This is a genomic window from Streptomyces fructofermentans, from assembly GCF_014651055.1.
Lineage (GTDB): Bacteria > Actinomycetota > Actinomycetes > Streptomycetales > Streptomycetaceae > Streptomyces > Streptomyces fructofermentans.
The window spans coordinates 18760-37646 of record NZ_BMWD01000011.1; the positions used below are offsets into that span (position 1 = coordinate 18760).

At 72.2% G+C, this 18887-nt stretch carries 14 protein-coding genes; 9 read left to right on the forward strand and 5 right to left on the reverse strand.

The window, feature by feature from the left end; genetic code table 11:
• Positions 1–39 precede the first annotated feature (39 nt).
• Complete coding sequence (gene radA / locus IE265_RS17105) at positions 40–1452, forward strand: DNA repair protein RadA (RefSeq protein WP_190036455.1); 1413 nt, start codon at positions 40–42, stop codon at positions 1450–1452.
• A gap of 69 nt (positions 1453–1521) precedes the next feature.
• Positions 1522–2646 carry a DNA integrity scanning diadenylate cyclase DisA gene (gene disA / locus IE265_RS17110; protein ID WP_190036456.1) on the forward strand — a complete coding sequence of 375 codons (1125 nt, stop codon included), beginning with the start codon at positions 1522–1524 and terminating at the stop codon, positions 2644–2646.
• A gap of 358 nt (positions 2647–3004) precedes the next feature.
• Here the strand turns inward: disA and IE265_RS17115 are convergent, their stop codons facing one another.
• A complete protein-coding gene (locus tag IE265_RS17115) occupies positions 3005–3859 on the reverse strand; it encodes a hypothetical protein (protein ID WP_190036457.1) in 855 nt (284 codons plus the stop codon).
• 392 nt (positions 3860–4251) lie between these two features.
• On the opposite strand from IE265_RS17115, the gene IE265_RS17120 reads away from it, so the two are divergent.
• From IE265_RS17120 to cseC, 5 genes are all read left to right on the forward strand, one after another.
• Positions 4252–5181, forward strand: a complete 930-nt coding sequence (locus IE265_RS17120; RefSeq protein ID WP_190036458.1) for an HhH-GPD family protein — start codon at positions 4252–4254, stop codon at positions 5179–5181.
• Positions 5182–5815: 634 nt separating this feature from the next.
• Positions 5816–6364 (forward strand): SigE family RNA polymerase sigma factor, encoded by a 549-nt coding sequence (locus IE265_RS17125; RefSeq protein WP_190036459.1) that lies wholly within the window; start codon positions 5816–5818, stop codon positions 6362–6364.
• Positions 6352–7011: a hypothetical protein gene (locus IE265_RS17130; RefSeq protein ID WP_190036460.1), complete on the forward strand. Its 660-nt coding sequence runs from the start codon at positions 6352–6354 to the stop codon at positions 7009–7011. Before IE265_RS17125 ends, IE265_RS17130 begins: the two co-directional genes overlap by 13 nt.
• Positions 7012–7126: 115 nt before the next feature.
• On the forward strand, positions 7127–7846 hold the full coding sequence (cseB, locus tag IE265_RS17135; RefSeq protein ID WP_190036461.1) for a two-component system response regulator CseB: 720 nt from the start codon (positions 7127–7129) through the stop codon (positions 7844–7846).
• Between the two features lie 7 nt (positions 7847–7853).
• Positions 7854–9416 (forward strand): two-component system sensor histidine kinase CseC, encoded by a 1563-nt coding sequence (cseC, locus tag IE265_RS17140; protein WP_229916241.1) that lies wholly within the window; start codon positions 7854–7856, stop codon positions 9414–9416.
• A gap of 576 nt (positions 9417–9992) precedes the next feature.
• Here cseC and IE265_RS17145 read toward each other — a convergent pair.
• Positions 9993–11588 carry an MDR family MFS transporter gene (locus IE265_RS17145; RefSeq protein ID WP_229916254.1) on the reverse strand — a complete coding sequence of 532 codons (1596 nt, stop codon included), beginning with the start codon at positions 11586–11588 and terminating at the stop codon, positions 9993–9995.
• Between the two features lie 221 nt (positions 11589–11809).
• Between IE265_RS17145 and IE265_RS17150 the strand changes: the two genes are divergently transcribed.
• The gene (locus IE265_RS17150) at positions 11810–12400 is read left to right on the forward strand and encodes a TetR/AcrR family transcriptional regulator (protein ID WP_190036462.1); all 591 of its coding nucleotides are present in this window, start codon (positions 11810–11812) and stop codon (positions 12398–12400) included.
• 67 nt (positions 12401–12467) lie between these two features.
• Here the strand turns inward: IE265_RS17150 and IE265_RS17155 are convergent, their stop codons facing one another.
• Both IE265_RS17155 and IE265_RS17160 read right to left on the reverse strand, forming a co-directional pair.
• Positions 12468–13196, reverse strand: coding sequence for a M23 family metallopeptidase (locus tag IE265_RS17155; protein ID WP_190036463.1), 729 nt, complete (start codon positions 13194–13196; stop codon positions 12468–12470).
• 533 nt (positions 13197–13729) lie between these two features.
• Positions 13730–15226: a carboxylesterase/lipase family protein gene (locus IE265_RS17160; protein WP_190036464.1), complete on the reverse strand. Its 1497-nt coding sequence runs from the start codon at positions 15224–15226 to the stop codon at positions 13730–13732.
• A 341-nt stretch (positions 15227–15567) separates the two neighbouring features.
• On the opposite strand from IE265_RS17160, the gene IE265_RS17165 reads away from it, so the two are divergent.
• Positions 15568–16212, forward strand: a complete 645-nt coding sequence (locus IE265_RS17165) for an HAD family acid phosphatase (protein ID WP_190036465.1) — start codon at positions 15568–15570, stop codon at positions 16210–16212.
• Positions 16213–16329: 117 nt separating this feature from the next.
• Here IE265_RS17165 and IE265_RS17170 read toward each other — a convergent pair whose 3' ends face one another.
• Complete coding sequence (locus IE265_RS17170) at positions 16330–18858, reverse strand: ATP-dependent Clp protease ATP-binding subunit (RefSeq protein WP_190036466.1); 2529 nt, start codon at positions 18856–18858, stop codon at positions 16330–16332.
• Between the last annotated feature and the right edge of the window lie 29 nt (positions 18859–18887).

Consider the following 18887-nt stretch of genomic DNA (forward strand, 5'->3'; position numbering starts at 1 on the left):
GGCACCGGGCTGTCAGTGGCGCCGGTTACGGTTCGTGTCATGGCTGCCCGTACGAAGACCGCGAAGGACCGTCCGTCCTACCGCTGCACCGAGTGCGGCTGGCAGACGGCCAAGTGGCTCGGCCGCTGCCCCGAGTGCCAGGCGTGGGGGACGGTCGACGAGTACGGCGGGGCGCCCGCGGTGCGCACGACGGCCCCGGGCAGGGTCACCACCTCGGCGCTGCCCATCGGCCAGGTCGACGGACGGCAGGCGACCGCCCGCTCCACCGGCGTGCCCGAGCTGGACCGGGTGCTCGGCGGCGGCCTGGTGCCGGGCGCGGTCGTGCTCGTCGCGGGCGAGCCGGGCGTCGGCAAGTCCACCCTGCTGCTGGACGTGGCGGCCAAGGCGGCGGACGAGGAGCACCGCACTCTCTACATCACGGGCGAGGAGTCGGCGAGCCAGGTCCGGATGCGCGCCGACCGCATCAAGGCGATCCACGACCATCTGTACCTGGCGGCCGAGACGGACCTGTCGGCCGTCCTCGGCCACCTGGACGCGGTGAAGCCGTCGCTGCTCGTCCTCGACTCCGTGCAGACGGTGGCCTCCCCCGAGATCGACGGGGCGCCCGGCGGCATGTCCCAGGTCCGCGAGGTGGCCGGCGCCCTCATCCGCGCCTCCAAGGAGCGGGGGATGTCCACCCTGCTCGTGGGCCATGTCACCAAGGACGGCGCCATCGCGGGCCCGCGGCTGCTCGAGCACCTCGTGGACGTCGTGCTGAGCTTCGAGGGCGACCGTCACGCGCGGCTGCGGCTGGTCCGCGGCGTGAAGAACCGGTACGGGACGACCGACGAGGTCGGCTGCTTCGAGCTCCACGACGAGGGCATCACCGGGCTCACCGACCCCTCCGGCCTCTTCCTCACGCGCCGCGCCGAACCCGTCCCCGGCACCTGCCTGACCGTCACCCTCGAAGGCCGGCGGCCCCTGGTGGCCGAGGTCCAGGCGCTGACCGTGGACACCCAGATCCCCACCCCCAGGCGCACGACCTCCGGCCTGGAGACCTCCCGCGTGCAGATGATGCTCGCCGTCCTGGAGCAGCGCGGGCGGATCAGCGCCCTCGGGAAGCGGGACATCTACACCGCGACGGTCGGCGGTGTGAAGCTCTCCGAGCCCGCCGCGGACCTCGCCGTCGCGCTCGCGCTGGCCAGTGCCGCGAGCGACACCCCCCTCCCCAAGAACCTCGTCGCGATCGGCGAAGTGGGCCTGGCGGGCGAGGTCAGACGGGTCACGGGCGTCCAGCGGAGGCTCGCCGAGGCGCACCGGCTGGGCTTCACCCACGCCCTGGTACCGGCCGATCCCGGCAAGGTCCCGCCGGGCATGAAGGTGATCGAAGTCGCGGACATGGGGGACGCCCTGCGGGTCCTTCCGAAGTCGCGTCGGCGAGAGGCCCCACGGGAGGACGGAGAGCGCCGGTAGACTTTGCCCAGGTCTCGCCCGTCCGTACGAACCCAGGGCGCCCCAAACACCTGCGACCGGAGGAGTGCAGTGGCAGCCAACGACCGGGCAGCAGCTCCCGGAAAGTCCGGCGGGAGTTCCGGTGCCGATGGCCTGATGCGCACGTCCCTCAGCGCCGTGGCCCCCGGCACAGGACTGCGTGACGGCCTGGAGCGCATCCTCCGCGGCAACACGGGCGGGCTCATCGTGCTCGGCTGGGACAAGACCGTCGAGGCGATGTGCAGCGGCGGTTTCGTGCTGGACGTCGAGTTCACCGCGACGCGGCTGCGCGAGCTGTGCAAGCTCGACGGCGGCATCGTCCTGGACAAGGACATCACCAAGATCCTGCGGGCCGGTGTGCAACTGGTGCCCGACCCGACGATCCCCACCGAGGAGACGGGCACCCGGCACCGCACGGCGGACCGGGTCAGCAAGCAGGTCGGGTTCCCCGTCGTCTCCGTCTCCCAGTCCATGCGTCTGATCGCGCTGTACGTGGACGGGCAGCGCCGCGTCCTGGAGGACTCGGCCGCGATCCTGTCCCGCGCCAACCAGGCGCTGGCCACGCTGGAGCGCTACAAGCTCCGCCTCGACGAGGTCGCGGGCACGCTGTCCGCGCTGGAGATCGAGGACCTGGTCACCGTGCGGGACGTCTCGGCGGTGGCCCAGCGGCTGGAGATGGTGCGCCGGATCGCGACGGAGATCGCCGAATACGTGGTGGAGCTCGGCACCGACGGGCGTCTGCTCGCCCTCCAGCTCGACGAGTTGATCGCGGGCGTGGAGCCCGAGCGCGAGCTGGTCGTCCGGGACTACGTTCCCGAGCCGACCGCGAAGCGGTCCCGCACGGTCGACGAGGCGCTCTTCGAGCTGGACGCGCTCAGCCATGCGGAGCTTCTCGAAATGCCCACGGTGGCGAGGGCGTTGGGCTACACGGGCTCGCCCGAGGCGCTCGACTCGGCGGTGTCGCCCCGCGGGTTCCGGCTGCTCGCCAAGGTGCCGCGGCTGCCCGGTGCGATCATCGACCGGCTCGTGGAGCACTTCGGTGGGCTGCAGAAGCTGCTCGCTGCCAGCGTGGACGACCTCCAGACCGTCGACGGCGTCGGGGAGGCGCGGGCCCGCAGTGTGCGGGAGGGGCTTTCCCGGCTGGCGGAGTCTTCGATTCTGGAGCGGTACGTGTAGCCTCCGGCGGTTTGGCGGGGGTGTGTTCGGTTCCTTTGCCGTGGCGGGTGGCTGCGTGCCTGGGTTCTCGTGCGCGGTTCCTCGCGCCCCCTGTTCGTGGGGGTGGCTCGGCAGCCGTGCCGCTTGCCCGGGGTCTCGTGCGCGGTTCCTCGCGCCCCCGCAGTTCGTGGGCGTGACTTGGCTCCCTCGCCGCTTGCCCGGGGTCTCGTGCGCGGTTCCTCGCGCCCCCGCAGTTCGTGGGGGTGGCTCGGCTCCCGTGCCGCGTGCCTGGGATCTCGTGCGCGGTTCCTCGCGCCCCCCTGTTCGTGGGCGTGACTTGGCTCCCGTGCCGCTTGCCCGGGGTCTCGGTGGGTGGGGGTCAGTCTGTTTTGAGGACGAAGGATGTCTGGGCCTTGGGGAGGCCCGGGGTCTTTGCTTCCACCAGGTAGGTTCCCGCGGCGGCCGGGCCGGGCGGCGGGGTCGCGCACTTGGCGGCGCTGGGCTCGCGGTCCCACCCGACGGTACGGGTGACCTGGTCGTTCGCCGGGACGCGGAAGACGAAGCCGGTGGCACGCTTCGGGCAGTGGTCCGAGGACCAGATCTCGTCGTCACTGCCGGCCTGAGTGATCGTCAGAACCGTGTGCTTCGGACCCAGATCGAGCTTGCAGTCGCTCCCCGAGGAGTTCTTGGCGGTGAGGACGAGCGAGGGGTCCTCGTCGGGCGCGTAGGAGTTCTCGACGCTGCGCAGCGTCAACTTCACAGCGCCCGAGGTGCAGTTGGGGACCTTGGAGCCCGCGGGAAGCGTGTCGCCCGTGTACGAGCCCGCACCGGAGCCGCCCGCTCCCGCGCCACCCGAGCCACCGCCCGCGCCGCCGTCGGAACCCGAGCCACCGGAACCCGAACCGGCGGAGCCTGCCGAGTCGCCCGAGCCCGACGAGTCGCCGGAGTCCCCTGACGCGCCGTCGTCCCCGCCGCCCCCGTCGCTCGACTCGTCGCGTCCGCCCGGGGCTTCACTGATCGCCGACTCGGAACCGGAGGGGCCCGGTGTGATCGACGCGGTGGGATTCTTGTCGTTGGAACCGTCGGAGCCGTTCCTGCCGCCTCCTCCACCCCCGGAGGTGATCACCCAGGTGATCAGCAGCGCCATCAGGGCGACCATGGACAGCAGAACAGCCCTCCGTCGCCAGTAGATGGAGGAGGGAAGCGGCCCGACCGGATTGCGCATAGATCCCACGGCGCAAACTGTACGAGAGATCCGGTGCTTCTCCGGCCCCACCCGCCGCCCTGGGCACCATCTTTTCCGGATCATCATTCCGGGAGGCGCGCGCCCCGCCCCGCCGCTCGCCGCACCGGCCCTCCCTCGGTCGCTGCACGTGACGAACGGGGCCAGTCAGCCACCCTCCGTGACCGCCTCCACGAACGTCCCGCAGCGGACGCACGGCACGCGGACAGGGCGTACGGGCGCGTGGACGGAGCCCGGGCCCGCCGCGTCCTCCCGGCACACCGGCGCGCGACGGCCTCCCCCACCACCCAGGCGCACAACCTGCGCACCACGGCCTCCCGCACCCGACCCGCCCCGCCGCTGCCCGCACGACACCCCGCCCGCATGGCAGGATCGGACGTGCCATGACTGTGCCCACGAAGCCCACATCCAGCGCCCAGGCCGACGCACTCGGCGCCCTCGGCGCCGACCTGCACGCCCCCGTCATCGACTGGTTCGAGGAGAACGCGCGCGACCTGCCGTGGCGGCGGGCCGAAGCGGGGTCGTGGGGGGTGATGGTCAGCGAATTCATGCTCCAGCAGACGCCGGTGAACCGGGTGCTCCCGGTGTACGAGCAGTGGCTGGCCCGCTGGCCGCGCCCTGCCGACCTCGCCGCGGAGGCTCCGGGCGAGGCCGTGCGCGCCTGGGGCCGGCTCGGCTACCCCCGCCGCGCCCTGCGGCTGCACGGGGCGGCGGTCGCCATAACGGAACGGCACGGCGGGGACGTACCCGCGGAGCACGCGCAGTTGCTCGCGCTGCCGGGCATCGGCGAGTACACGGCCGCCGCCGTGGCCTCGTTCGCGTACGGGCAGCGGCACGCGGTCCTCGACACGAACGTGCGGCGCGTCTTCGCGCGGGCCGCCTCGGGAGTCCAGTACCCGCCGAACGCCACGACCGCCGCCGAACGCAAGCTCGCGCGGGCCCTGTTGCCCGACGACGAGCGCACCGCCTCGCTCTGGGCCGCCGCGTCCATGGAGCTCGGCGCCCTCATCTGCACGGCGAAGAACGAGAGTTGCGTACGCTGCCCGATCGCGTCCCGGTGCGCCTGGCGGCTCGCGGGGAAGCCCGCGCACGAGGGCCCGCCGCGCCGCGGCCAGACGTACGCCGGAACGGACCGGCAGGTGCGCGGGCGGCTCCTCGCCGTACTGCGCGAGGCGGTCGCCCCCGTACCGCAGTCGGTCCTGGACCGCGTCTGGGAGGAGCCCGTGCAGCGCGCCCGCGCACTGGACGGGCTGGTCGCCGACGGCCTGGCCGAACCCCTCGCGGGCGGCCTCTACCGGCTCCCGCTGGCCTGACCCGCCGCACCGGCCCACCGCACCGGCCCTCCACGCCGGCCTTGTGCGCCGGCCTTGTGCGACGGCCTTGTGCGACGGCCTTGTGCGACGGCCTTGTGCGACAGCCGTCCGCGACGGCTTCCACGACAGCTCCCGGACCCGGTCCGGGCCGGCCGCTCCGGACCCGCCCGCCGGGGCTCCCCCCGGCGGGCGCCGCGCGCCACGGGGCTCGTACGTCACGAGGGCTCGTACGTCACGGGCGCCGCACCTCGCGGACGCGTCCGCCGGGAACGCGCGCCCTCCCGGCGGACGCGCCCTCCCGGCGGACGCGCCCTCCCGGCGGACGCCGGAACGGGCGGATGCCACGCGGCCGGATGTCACAGCGGGCGGACAGGCGGCGCCCCGGTCCGTCACAGGGCCGCGGCGCCTTCCGCGGCCGCCAAAGCACCCATAACCGCCCCAGCCGCCCCAGGGCTTTACTCGTCTCCTACTTCCGTTACACAACCGACGGACAGCCGAGCGTTCGCCGCAGGCTCGCTCGGACAACCCCGTGACAACAGCTCCGTAGCTTCAGTGCCGTACCGCGCGGCAGTGGTACGGCAGGCAACGGACAACCGGCAGCACTCGGGTCGGAACGGGGACGGAGGCGGTTGGCATGGCGGACGGCGAGGTGCTCGAGTTCGAGGAGTACGTACGGACCCGGCAGGACGCGCTGCTGCGCAGCGCCCGCCGATTGGTCCCCGACCCGGTCGACGCCCAGGACCTCCTGCAGACCGCGCTGGTGCGTACGTACGGCCGCTGGGACGGCATAGCGGACAAGCGCCTCGCCGACGCCTATCTGCGCCGCGTCATGATCAACACGCGGACGGAGTGGTGGCGGGCCCGCAAGCTGGAGGAGGTCCCGACCGAGCAGCTCCCGGACGCGAGCGTCGCCGACTCCACCGAACAGCACGCGGACCGCGCGCTGCTGATGGACATCATGAAGGTGCTGGCTCCCAAGCAGCGCAGTGTCGTCGTGCTGCGACACTGGGAGCAGATGTCCACGGAGGAGACGGCCGCGGCCCTCGGCATGTCGGCCGGAACGGTCAAGAGCACCCTGCACCGGGCGCTCGCCCGGCTCCGTGAGGAGCTGGAGCGCCGCCGCCTGGAGGAGTCGGGCGCCGGGGCACCGGAGCGTGAGGAGCGGGAGCGTTGCGCGGCGTAGACACAGGGGGCCCGCGGCCCCGCGGCGCACGGCAGGCGGTGATCACGGCGGGGGCCGTGCTCACCGCCCTCGGCCTTTCCGTGTCCGCCTGCGGTACCGGCGGCACCGGCGCCCGGGACGAGGGGCCTGCCTCCGGTTCGGTGGCCGGCGGCGCCGCGACCACCGCCTCCCCCACGGGTGCCGCACCCCCGACGAGCCGGCAGCGGGTGGACGCGATCTCCCTCGTCAGGACCGACCCCGAGGTCAGCGCCGCGGTCAAGCGCGACCTGAAGCCCTGCGTCGGCGACGAGTACCCGGTCGACGTGTCCTACGGCAATCTGACCGGCGGCTCCGCGAACGACGTCGTGATCAACGTGATGACCTGCGGCGACGCGGTCGGGGTCGGTTCGTACGTCTACCGCGAGAACGGCGGCCGGTACTCGAACGTCTTCCGCGCCGAGGAGCCCCCGGTGTACGCGGAGATCGACCGGGGCGACCTGGTCGTCACCCAGCAGGTGTACGAGAAGGGCGACTCGGTGGCGTACCCGTCCGGCGAGGAAGTGATCACGTACCGCTGGGCGGGGGGCCATTTCGCCGAGCAGGCCCGCACGCGCAACGACTACAGCAAGGTCGTGGGCGGCGGGACGCCCGCCCCCGCCGAGGGGTAGCCGGGAGCGGCACCCGGCGGCGGCGCGGGCCGCACCTCCCGGTCAGGAACCCACCGCCCACAGCCCGATCGGACAACCCGGCCGATCGTCCGACCGACCGAACTGAGAGCACCGGATGGCAGAGCAGACCCATGTCCTGTTCGTCGAGGACGACGACGTCATCCGCGAGGCCACCCAACTCGCGCTGGAGCGCGACGGCTTCGTGGTCACCGCCATGCCCGACGGCCTGTCCGGCCTGGAGGCGTTCCGCGCGGACCGGCCCGACATCGCGCTCCTCGACGTGATGGTGCCGGGGCTCGACGGTGTGTCCTTGTGCCGCCGCATCCGCGACGAGTCGACCGTGCCCGTGATCATGCTGTCGGCCCGGGCCGACTCGATCGACGTCGTGCTGGGTCTCGAGGCGGGCGCGGACGACTACGTCACGAAGCCCTTCGACGGAGCCGTGCTGGTCGCGCGCATCCGGGCCGTGCTGCGGCGGTTCGGCCACGCGAGCGGTCCGCGCGGCGCCTCCGAGCCCGAGCCCGCGCGGTCGGCGGCGGGCGGCGGTGTGCTGTCCTTCGGCGACGGCGAACTGGAGATCGACACCGAGGGCATGGAGGTGCGCAGGGGCGGCGCGCAGGTGGCGCTGACGCCCACCGAGATGCGGCTGCTCCTGGAGTTCTCGGCCGCGCCCGGCACGGTCCTGTCGCGCGACAGGCTCCTGGAGCGGGTGTGGGACTACGGCTGGGGCGGTGACACCCGCGTCGTCGACGTCCATGTGCAGCGGCTGCGTACGAAGATCGGCCAGGACCGCATCGAGACGGTCCGCGGCTTCGGCTACAAGTTGAAGGCCTGAGCGGACCATGCGGGGGACGAATCGGAAGCCGGTGGACGGCGGCGGGACCGCGGGGCCCGGCACCGGCGGGCAGGGCGGTCGGGGCGGTCAGGACGGTCGCGGCGGTCGCGGCCAGCACGGGGAGTCCGACCGGCCCGGGGCGTTCCGGGGCCGGCCCGGGGCGTTCCGGGGCCGGGGCGGGGCGTTCCGGGGCCGGGGCGGGGCGGACGCGTTCCCGGAGCAGCGCGGACTGCGGGACGGACGCGGCGGGCGGGAGCGGCTCGAACGCCTCGTGCCGCGTACGGGACTGAGGTGGAAGCTCAGTGCCGCGATCGCGGCGGTCGGCGCGCTGGTCGCCGTCGCGCTGAGCCTCGTGGTGCACAACGCCGCGCGGGTGTCGATGCTCGACAACGCGCGCGACCTCGCGGACGAGCGCGTCCAGATCGCTCAGCGCAACTACGAGACGTCGGGGCGGCCGAACTTCCCGGGCATCCGGATCGACGACCCCGGGCTGCCGAAGGACCTGCTGGTGAAGGCCACGGCCGGGCGCCGCGCGACCTATGTGACGGAACGCCCGAACGGCGTTCCCGACATCTGGGCCGCCGTGCCGCTCAAGGACGGGCGGATCCTGTCGCTGCACACGAACTTCACCGACCGCAGCACCACCGTCCTCAAGGATCTCGACGAGGCGCTGCTCATCGGCTCGATCGCGGTGGTCTTCGGCGGCTGCGCGCTCGGCGTGCTCATCGGGGGCCAGCTGTCCCGGCGGCTGCGCAAGGCGGCCACGGCGGCCCGGCGGGTCGCGCAGGGCGAGACCGAGGTGCGGGTGCGGGACTCCATCGGCGGTGTCGTACGCGACGAGACCGACGACCTCGCGCGGGCCGTGGACGCCATGGCGGACGCGCTCCAGCAGCGGCTGGAGGCCGAGCGGCGGGTGACCGCCGACATCGCGCACGAGCTGCGCACCCCGGTGACCGGGCTGCTCACCGCGGCCGAACTCCTGCCGCCCGGACGGCCGACGGAACTCGTACGGGACCGGGCGCAGGCCATGCGCCAACTGGTCGAGGACGTCCTGGAGGTGGCCCGGCTGGACAGCGCGTCCGAGCGGGCGGAGCTCCAGGACATCATGCTGGGCGAGTTCGTGACCCGGCGGGTGGCGGTGCGGGACGCGGGGATCGTCGTGCGTGTCGTGCACGAGTCCGAGGTCACCACGGACCCGCGCCGACTGGAGCGGGTGCTCATCAACCTGCTCCTGAACGCGGCCAAGCACGGCAGGCCGCCGGTCGAGGTCACGGTCGAGGGCCGGGTCGTCCGGGTCCGCGACCACGGGCCGGGCTTCCCCGAGGCGCTGCTCGCCGACGGACCGAGCCGGTTCCGCACCGGCAGCAGCGACCGGGCGGGGCACGGGCACGGCCTGGGGCTGACCATCGCCGCCGGGCAGGCCCGGGTGATGGGCGCGCGGCTCACCTTCCGCAACGTACGGCCCGCGGGGGCGCCCGAGGGTGTACCGGCGGAGGGGGCGGTCGCCGTGCTGTGGCTGCCGGAGCACGCGCCCACGAGCACGGGAAGCCATCCGATGCTCCCGGCGTAGGCCCCCTCCGGAGGCCCCGGGCTCACCGACGCAGCACCCTCCGGAGGCCCCGGGCTCCCGGCCCGCGCGTGCCGCGCCTGCCTGCCTGCCTGCCGCACGAGGTGCCGGTCCGGGGCACCGCGCGCCCCGCCCCGGACCGGACCGGTTGCACGGGGAGCCCGGCTCCCCGGCGACGCCCCGCACCGGCCCTACCGGGAGGTCCGGCTTCCCGGTGGCGGCGCCCCGCACCGCCCGAACCCGGTGGCAGGCCTCCCCACGACCGCAGCCCGGCCCCGCCGTACCCGGGGGGCGGGATTGCGGTCACCGCGCGCCGGACCGCCCGTACCCGAGGGCAAGGCCCCACGACCACCCGAACCGGGAGGCGGGACCGGGCAGGGCAAGCCAGGGATGGGCCCCCGGACCTCTGTCGGCCGGGACCGGACCGGGTCCCCGCGGGGTTCCGGAGCCCCGCGGGCGGGAGCCGGGGGAGAGGTGCCGCCGGGACGCCGAAAGAGGCCCCCGGCCTCGGACGGTGTCCGGGACCGGGGGCCTCTCGGCCCGGGGAATCAGGGCGGATTCGGCGGCCTCTGCAACCGCCTACACCGCGCCCGCGGCGTCCCCAGCCGCATCCCCGGCCGTCTTCTCCCCGCCGGGACCGCCGGAGGCCTCCGGGGCCCCGCGCAGGGGAACCTCCTTGACGAACAGCGCCGCGACGAGAGCCACCACGGCGACGACGGACCCGAGCAGGAACGCCCCGTGCGTGCCCGAGGCGACCGCGTGCTGGTACGCCTCCCGCGCGGCCTCCGGCAGCTTCGCCAGGCTCGCCGCGTCCAGTTGCGCGGACCGCTCGGTGACGCCGGCCCCGAGGGCGCCGGCCCGCTCGGCCATCACGTCCTGGACCCGGTGGTTGAACAGCGCGCCCATGATCGCGACACCGAAGGACGAGCCGAGCGTGCGGAAGAGCGTGCTGCTGGACGAGGCGACGCCCATGTCCTTCATCTCGACGCTGTTCTGCGAGACGAGCATCGTGACCTGCATCAGGCAGCCCATGCCGGCGCCGACCACGGCCATGTACACGCCGGACATCAGCCGCGTGGTCTCCGTGTCCATGGTGGAGAGCAGGAACAGCCCGATCACCATGAGCACGCTGCCCACGATCGGGAAGACCTTGTACCGTCCGCTGCTGGTGGTGATCCGCCCGGCGACCATCGAGGTGACGAGCATCGCGAGCAGCATCGGCAGCAGCAGGAGCCCGGAGTTGGTCGCGGACGCGCCCTGCACGGACTGCTGGTAGAGCGGCAGGAACAGCACCGCTCCGAACATCACGAACCCGGCGATGAAGCCGACGACGGACATCAGCGTGAAGTTGCGGCTCCGGAAGATGTGCAGCGGCATGACGGGCGCGGCGGCCCTGGTCTGCACGAACACGAAGCCGACGAGCGCGGCGACGCCCACCCCGACCAGCTCCATGATCATGGCGGAGCCCCAGGCGTACTCGGTGCCGCCCCAGGTGGTGACGAGCACGATCGAGGTGATGCCGACGGTGAGCAGTGCGGCGCCGAGGTAGTCGATGCGCCCCTGCGCCCGCTTCTTCGGCAGGTGCAGTACGGCGGTGACGGCGATCAGTGCCACGATGCCGAGCGGCAGGTTGATGTAGAAGGACCAGCGCCAGCCCCAGTGGTCGGTGATGGTGCCGCCGACGAGCGGTCCGCCGATCATGGCGAGCGCCATGACGCCGGCCATCATGCCCTGGTACTTGCCCCGCTCACGCGGCGGGATCAGGTCGCCGATGATCGCCATGACGCCGACCATCAGGCCGCCCGCGCCGAGCCCCTGGACGGCCCGGAACCCGATGAGCTGCCCCATGTCCTGGGCCATGCCGCTGAGTGCCGACCCGATCAGGAAGATCACGATCGAGGTCAGGAAGACGCCCTTGCGCCCGTACATGTCGCCGAGCTTGCCCCAGATCGGGGTCGAGGCCGCGGTCGCGAGCGTGTACGCGGTGACCACCCACGACAGGTGCTCCAGCCCGCCGAGCTCTCCCACGATGGTCGGCATCGCGGTGCCGATGATCATGTTGTCGAGCATCGCGAGCAGCATCGCGATCATCAGTGCCAGCAGGACGACGCGCACGCTCCTGGGCTGCGCGCCCCCGTCCGCGGCCGCTCCGGACTGCGCGCCCGCGTCCTCCACCGGGACGTCGGGCCCCTCCCCCACCTGCACTGCTCCGGCCGCATCGGCCGTCCTGGCGTCCGCCACTGTCCCTACTCCCCTGGGTACCGCGTTGCTACTTACTTGCCGACCGGCAAGCTGACTACACTTGGGGAAAGTAGACCCGTAACTAGCCGGGCGTCAAGTAAGTAATTCTTTACCCGCGCCCGGGTGCGTACGGCGAGAAGCGAGGAGCGGCGAGGATGGACGGCAGCAGGCAGCGGCGGCGCGGGGACACCCGCCAGCGCATCCAGGACGTGGCCGTCGAACTCTTCGCGGAGCAGGGGTACGAGAAGACGTCGTTGCGGGAGATCGCGGAGCGGCTGGACGTCACGAAGGCGGCCCTCTACTACCACTTCAAGACGAAGGAAGACATCCTCATCAGCCTCTTCGAGGACCTGACGAGGCCCATGGACGAGCTGATCGAGTGGGGCAGGGGGCGGCCGCACACGCTCGACACGAAGCGTGAACTGCTGGGCCGCTACAGCGTGGCGCTCACGAACGCGGCCCCGCTCTTCCGCTTCATGCAGGAGAACCAGGCGACGATGCGGGAGCTGAGCATCGGCGAGTCCTTCAAGGACCGCATGCTCTCCATGCTGGAGATCATCAAGGAGCCGGACGCCCCGCTCACGGACCAGGTCCGGTGCGTGAGCGCCCTGTTCACGATGCACGCCGGGATGTTCGCCCTCAAGGACATCGAAGGCGACCCCGAGGACAAGCGCAAGGCCGTCCTGGAGGTCGCCGTCGAACTGGTCACGCGGGCGCACGGCGGAGCCGGCGGCCGCGAGTCCTGAGCCCGGACCCCGGGCGCGGGACGCCCCGGTGCGAACCCTGGCACGGGTCCGGGCCGGTGGTCCGGTACTAGACCGTCACGCCCTTGCCGCGCAGGAAGGAGACCGGGTCGATCGCGGTGCCGTAGTTCGGCGAGGTGCGGATCTCGAAGTGCAGGTGCGGGCCGCTGGAGTTGCCGGTGTTGCCGGACAGCGCGATCTGCTGGCCGGTCTTGACGACCTGGCCTATCTTCACCTCGACGCGGGACAGGTGGGCGTACTGCGAGTACGTGCCGTTGCCGTGCTTGATGACGACGGCGTTGCCGTACGCGGGACCGTCACCGGCGCCGTTGCCGCCGGCCTTGACGACGGTGCCGCCGTGGGCGGCGACGACCTTGGTGCCGGAGGGGACGGCGAAGTCCTGGCCGGAGTGGTTGTGCGTCCACATGCCGCCGGCCTGGGCGAAGCTGGCGGAGAGCTTGTAGCTCTTGACCGGGTCGACCCACGAGGCGGCCTTCTTGGCGACCGTCTTCTTGACCGCGGCCTTCTGCGCCGCCTTCTTCGCCGCGGCGGCCTTGGCGGCGGTCGCCTTCTGCGCGGCCGCGGCCTTGGCCTGGCTCGCGGCCTTCGCCTGAGCGACGGCCTGCGCCTGGACGGAACCGGCGGCGGTCGCGCCGGCGGCGGTGTCGAGACCGGTGCTTGCGGCGACCGCTGCCCCGGTTCCGAGGACGGCCGTCGCACCCAGGCCGACGGCCAGGACGGCCGCACGGTTACGGAGCGGGGACGTACGGAACTTCAGGGACTTGGTGCGCTGCGACATGCGTACAACCTCCGGGGGGGGCGGGTATCGGCACACCCGGCACGTGGTCGGTGCACCGGGGTGATGCATCAGTGGTAACCCGCCGCCCCGCTGTCGCACAAAGTCCCCATCTACGACCCGAAGTCGTACTTGAGCACCAGACATCCAGGTTCTTGACAGATAAACCATCAAGGCCGAAATGCTCCGGGTTTTTTCCGTGAAGTCGGGTTTACCCCCACTTCAAGGCCGCCCACCAAGGCCTCCGCCCTCTCGGCCCCGCCCGCTGCCGAGGTCCCGGGACCCGGCCTCCACCCCCAGGGCCAAAGGTCCCGTTTGTCCGATTCGCCACATCCACTATGCGCCCTAGTAGGGCTCGGAGGGCCTGTGCGGCTTGTCACCGGAGGGCATGATCCAAAGGGTCCCGAATGTGGCGCGGGCTACACGGGGAAGCGGCTCGGAAAGCCTCCCGAACCGCCCTTCGGAGGTCACCTCGAACCGCCCAACGGCCCCTCGCCCCAAGCGAAGTGACCTGGCTCACCCGCGACTGCGCGCCACTACGCCTCCAACGGCAGAGCGCCGAACACGTGCCCCTCCCAGAGCCGCCGCGAAGCCTCCTCCGGATACGGGACGACCTCCGGCACCACGTCGAACAGCCGCACCTCCCTGCGCCCGGCCTCGTAGGCCCCCCAGCCGGGCCCACGCCCCGCCGCGAACCCGGTCCAGGCCGCCCGGAACGACTCCGACAGCGCCTCGGCCTCGGCGGGCGGCTCCTCCCCCAGCAGGATGGACGGCAGCCCGCCCCGGAGGTTCCCGAACACCAGTGGCACATCGAGCCCGTGGCAGGCCCCGAGCGCCCCGCCCATGGCCGGCGCGGGCCACGTCAGCTCGTAGAAGTGGGCACGGCCGCCACCCGAGAGCTGCGCCTCGGCCAGGTGGAGCGACGGCATGCGGAACAGCCAGTCGGAGCGCACGAGCCCGTAGACCTCCTCGGGGCCCGCGTCCGTGAACGCCTCGCGGTAGGAACCGGGCGCGAACACCCGCACCGCCTCGTCGGCCTGCTCCGGCGTGACCGCGCCCAGGGTCCCGGCGAACGCCATGAACAGCCGGTACTCGTCCCGGGTGTGCCCGACCAGGAGGTCGACGTCCCGGGCCGCTCCCGAGGACAGCGCCTCCCAAGGGGCGACCGGCAGCACCTCCCCGTCGACCACGGGCGAGATCGCGACCGACGTGTGCGCGAGCACCCCCCACCGGTCCGCGTACCCGCCCAGCCGTGCCCCGACCGAGTCCGCCGCCGAGGGCAGCCGGGCCGGGGCCACGGTGGCCAGGTCGGCGGCCGTCGGCCGCAGCGCCAGTTCCGCCGCGAACTCCACCGCGACCTCAGCCGCCAGTTCCGCGGACAGGAACGGCGCCGGGACGCTCTGCGCCACGGCCCGCCGGAAGAGCCCCCGGGCGCGCGGCATCGCCAGCAGCGCGGCCACGCACCCCGCACCGGCCGACTCGCCGAACAGCGTGACCCGCCCGGGGTCGCCGCCGAAGGCGCGGATGTTGTCCCGCACCCACTCCAGGGCGGCGACCTGGTCGAGCAGCCCGCGATTGGCCGGAGCGCCCTCGATGAGCGCGAACCCCTCCACGCCGAGGCGCTGGTTGAGCGTCACGACGACGACCCCCTCCCGGGCCAGCCGTCCGCCGTCGTACTCCGGAAGCCCGGACGTCCCGATCGTGTACGCGCCGCCATGGAGCCACACCATCACCGGCAGCCCGGCGCCGGGGCCCGGGTCGGGCGTCCAGACGTTGAGGGTCAGCCAGTCGCCGCTGGTGTCCCCTGCCGACAGCGCGTCCATGCCGAAGGCCGAGGACTGCGGCGGAGGGGGCCCGAACTCCAGCGCCGGGCGCACGCCGTCCCAGCTCCTGGCGGGCCTGGGCGCCGCGAACCGCAGTGCGCCGACCGGGGGTTCGGCGAAGGGGATGCCCCGGAAGACGGCCGCTCCGCCCGCCGCCGCTCCTCGTACCGCTCCCGCCTTCGTCCGGACCTCGGGCTCCTCGGCGCTCATCACGGCTCCCTCCGCGGGCAGTTCGGGACACCGCGGATCGTCCCGCCCCCGGGGCCGAACGGCCAGACGCCCTACGGCCACACGGCAATAGGGCGATACGGCGATACGGCCACCGATACGGCGAGCGGTCCGGCGGGCGATACGCGGCCCCTGGGACCCGGCGACCCTCGCGGCCTGTGCGCCCGCGACGAAGGCAGGTACCGCATCTAGCCCAACCCCGCCTGGGCACCCTACAGTTACCAGCCAGTAATCCCTTCGCCTCCCGGCAGCCCCACCCGCCCAGGAGCATGTGCCACGACCCATGTCCCGCAGCGCTCCGATGCGAGAGGAACCCCCCACCCATGACCGGAAGCAGACTGCAGCGCCTGTTCGGCGTGACCGCCGTCGCCACCGCCGCCATCGCCGCCCTGATGACCCCCGCCTCGGCGGCGCCCGCCGCCGCGCCGGCCGCCGTCGCCTTCTCGTCCGCCGTGACCGTGTCCGCCGCGGCGGACGTGGGCTACGAGACGTGGCAGAAGGACTGCCGGGCCGTGATGGCCGAGGCACTCCCCCAGGTGAAGGCACGCATCGACGCCGCCGTCCCGGGCGAGAAGCAGGCCATCGTGCTCGACATCGACAACACCGCGCTGGAGACCGACTTCGGCTTCAGCTTCCCGCAGCCCGCCAACGCGCCCGTCCGCGATCTCGCCACGTACGCCCAGGGCCGCGGCGTCGCCCTGTTCTTCGTCACCGCCCGCCCCGGCATCATCAAGTCGGTGACCGACTTCAACCTCAAGCACGTCGGCTACAAGGTGTCGGGGCTGCACGTCCGCAGCTTCATCGACCTCTTCGCCGACGTGGCCGACTACAAGACGGCGCAGCGCGCGTCCATCGAGGCCAAGGGCTACACGATCATCGCGAACATCGGCAACAGCTCCACCGACCTGTCGGGCGGGCACGCCGAGAAGACGTACAAGCTCCCGGACTACGACGGCCAGCTCTCCTGACGGACGCGGCGTCCCGGCGCGCACGTGCCGGTCCGCCGACGAGGTCCGGACACACCGATGGGGCCGGTGCTCGAAAGCACCGGCCCCATCGGTTCACCGCTCAGGCGTACCCGAAGGTCACGCCTCCTTGCTCAGGTTCGGACCGGCGCCGCCGGCAGCCTGCTCGATCGGCGGGACGTCCGGCAGGGCCGACTTCTCCTCGCCGCGGAAGGTGAAGGTCTTCGCCTCGCCCTCGCCCTCGGTGTCCACGACCACGATGTGACCGGGGCGCAGCTCGCCGAAGAGGATCTTCTCCGACAGCGTGTCCTCGATCTCGCGCTGGATGGTGCGACGCAGCGGACGCGCGCCCAGCACCGGGTCGTAGCCCTTCTGGGACAGCAGCTCCTTGGCCGACTGGGAGAGCTCGATGCCCATGTCCCGGTCCTTCAGGCGCTCGTCGACCTTGCCGACCATCAGGTCGACGATCCGCAGGATGTCCTCCTGCGTGAGCTGCGGGAAGACGACGACGTCGTCGACACGGTTGAGGAACTCGGGCCGGAAGTGCTGCTTGAGCTCGTCCGAGACCTTGTTCTTCATGCGCTCGTAGTTGGTCTTCTTGTCGCCCGAGGCCGCGAAGCCCAGGTTGAAGCCCTTGGAGATGTCCCGCGTGCCGAGGTTGGTCGTCATGATGATGACCGTGTTCTTGAAGTCCACGACCCGGCCCTGGGAGTCGGTCAGGCGACCGTCCTCCAGGATCTGCAGCAGCGAGTTGAAGATGTCCGGGTGTGCCTTCTCGACCTCGTCGAAGAGCACGACGGAGAACGGCTTGCGGCGGACCTTCTCGGTCAGCTGGCCGCCCTCCTCGTAGCCCACGTAGCCGGGGGGCGAACCGAAGAGGCGCGAGACCGTGTGCTTCTCGCTGAACTCCGACATGTCGAGGGAGATCAGCGCGTCCTCATCGCCGAAGAGGAACTCGGCGAGCGCCTTGGACAGCTCGGTCTTACCGACGCCGGACGGACCGGCGAAGATGAACGAGCCACCAGGACGCTTCGGGTCCTTCAGACCGGCGCGCGTACGGCGGATCGCCTTCGACAGCGCCTTGACGGCGTCGACCTGGCCGATGACCCGCTTGTGGAGCTCGTCCTCCATGCGCAGCAGGCGCGAGGACTCCTCCTCGGTCAGCTTGAAGACCGGGATGCCGGTGGCGGTCGCGAGGACCTCGGCGATCAGCTCGCCGTCGACCTCGGCCACGACGTCCATGTCGCCGGCCTTCCACTCCTTCTCCCGCTTGGCCTTGGCGGCCAGGAGCTGCTTCTCCTTGTCGCGGAGGGAGGCGGCCTTCTCGAAGTCCTGCGAGTCGATCGCGGACTCCTTGTCGCGGCGGACGCCGGCGATCTTCTCGTCGAACTCGCGCAGGTCCGGCGGCGCGGTCATCCGGCGGATGCGCATCCGGGAGCCGGCCTCGTCGATCAGGTCGATCGCCTTGTCCGGCAGGAAGCGGTCCGAGATGTACCGGTCGGCGAGCGTGGCCGCCTGCACCAGGGCCTCGTCCGTGATGGACACCCGGTGGTGCGCCTCGTACCGGTCGCGCAGACCCTTGAGGATCTCGATGGTGTGCGGCAGCGACGGCTCCGCGACCTGGATGGGCTGGAAGCGGCGCTCCAGCGCGGCGTCCTTCTCCAGGTGCTTGCGGTACTCGTCGAGCGTCGTGGCACCGATCGTCTGCAGCTCACCGCGGGCCAGCATCGGCTTCAGGATGGAGGCCGCGTCGATGGCGCCCTCGGCGGCACCCGCACCGACCAGCGTGTGGAGCTCGTCGATGAACAGGATGATGTCGCCGCGGGTGCGGATCTCCTTGAGGACCTTCTTCAGGCGCTCCTCGAAGTCACCGCGGTAGCGGGAGCCGGCGACCAGCGCACCGAGGTCCAGGGTGTAGAGGTGCTTGTCCTTGAGGGTCTCGGGCACCTCGCCCTTGACGATCGCCTGCGCGAGGCCCTCGACGACGGCGGTCTTGCCGACGCCGGGCTCACCGATCAGGACCGGGTTGTTCTTGGTGCGGCGGGACAGCACCTGCATGACCCGCTCGATCTCCTTCTCGCGCCCGATGACCGGGTCGAGCTTGGACTCGCGAGCGGCCTGGGTGAGGTTCCGGCCGAACTGGTCGAGGACCAGCGACGTGGAGGGAGTGCCCTCGGCAGGACCGCCGCTTGCGCCGGCGGTCTCCTTGCCCTGGTAACCGGAGAGCAGCTGGATGACCTGCTGCCGCACCCGGTTGAGGTCTGCGCCCAGCTTGACCAGGACCTGGGCGGCGACGCCCTCGCCCTCGCGGATCAGGCCGAGCAGGATGTGCTCCGTGCCGATGTAGTTGTGGCCCAGCTGAAGGGCCTCGCGGAGCGACAGCTCCAGGACCTTCTTGGCACGGGGGGTGAAGGGGATGTGGCCGGAGGGCGCCTGCTGGCCCTGGCCGATGATCTCCTCCACCTGCTGGCGGACCGCCTCGAGCGAAATCCCGAGGCTCTCCAGGGCCTTAGCGGCGACACCCTCACCCTCGTGGATCAGGCCCAGGAGGATGTGCTCGGTGCCGATGTAGTTGTGGTTGAGCATCCGGGCTTCTTCCTGAGCCAGGACGACAACCCGCCGCGCGCGGTCGGTGAACCTCTCGAACATCGTTAATCGCTCCTCAGAGCGGTCAGGCA

Coding starts and splice junctions, on each gene's coding strand:
- IE265_RS17125 (WP_190036459.1), top strand. CDS start 5,816: ATGGCGGACGGCGAGGTGCTCGAGTTCGAGGAGTACGTACGGACCCGG.
- IE265_RS17120 (WP_190036458.1), top strand. CDS start 4,252: ATGACTGTGCCCACGAAGCCCACATCCAGCGCCCAGGCCGACGCACTC.
- cseB (WP_190036461.1), top strand. CDS start 7,127: ATGGCAGAGCAGACCCATGTCCTGTTCGTCGAGGACGACGACGTCATC.
- radA (WP_190036455.1), top strand. CDS start 40: ATGGCTGCCCGTACGAAGACCGCGAAGGACCGTCCGTCCTACCGCTGC.
- cseC (WP_229916241.1), top strand. CDS start 7,854: ATGCGGGGGACGAATCGGAAGCCGGTGGACGGCGGCGGGACCGCGGGG.
- IE265_RS17150 (WP_190036462.1), top strand. CDS start 11,810: ATGGACGGCAGCAGGCAGCGGCGGCGCGGGGACACCCGCCAGCGCATC.
- IE265_RS17170 (WP_190036466.1), bottom strand. CDS start 18,858: ATGTTCGAGAGGTTCACCGACCGCGCGCGGCGGGTTGTCGTCCTGGCT.
- IE265_RS17160 (WP_190036464.1), bottom strand. CDS start 15,226: ATGAGCGCCGAGGAGCCCGAGGTCCGGACGAAGGCGGGAGCGGTACGA.
- IE265_RS17165 (WP_190036465.1), top strand. CDS start 15,568: ATGACCGGAAGCAGACTGCAGCGCCTGTTCGGCGTGACCGCCGTCGCC.
- IE265_RS17155 (WP_190036463.1), bottom strand. CDS start 13,196: ATGTCGCAGCGCACCAAGTCCCTGAAGTTCCGTACGTCCCCGCTCCGT.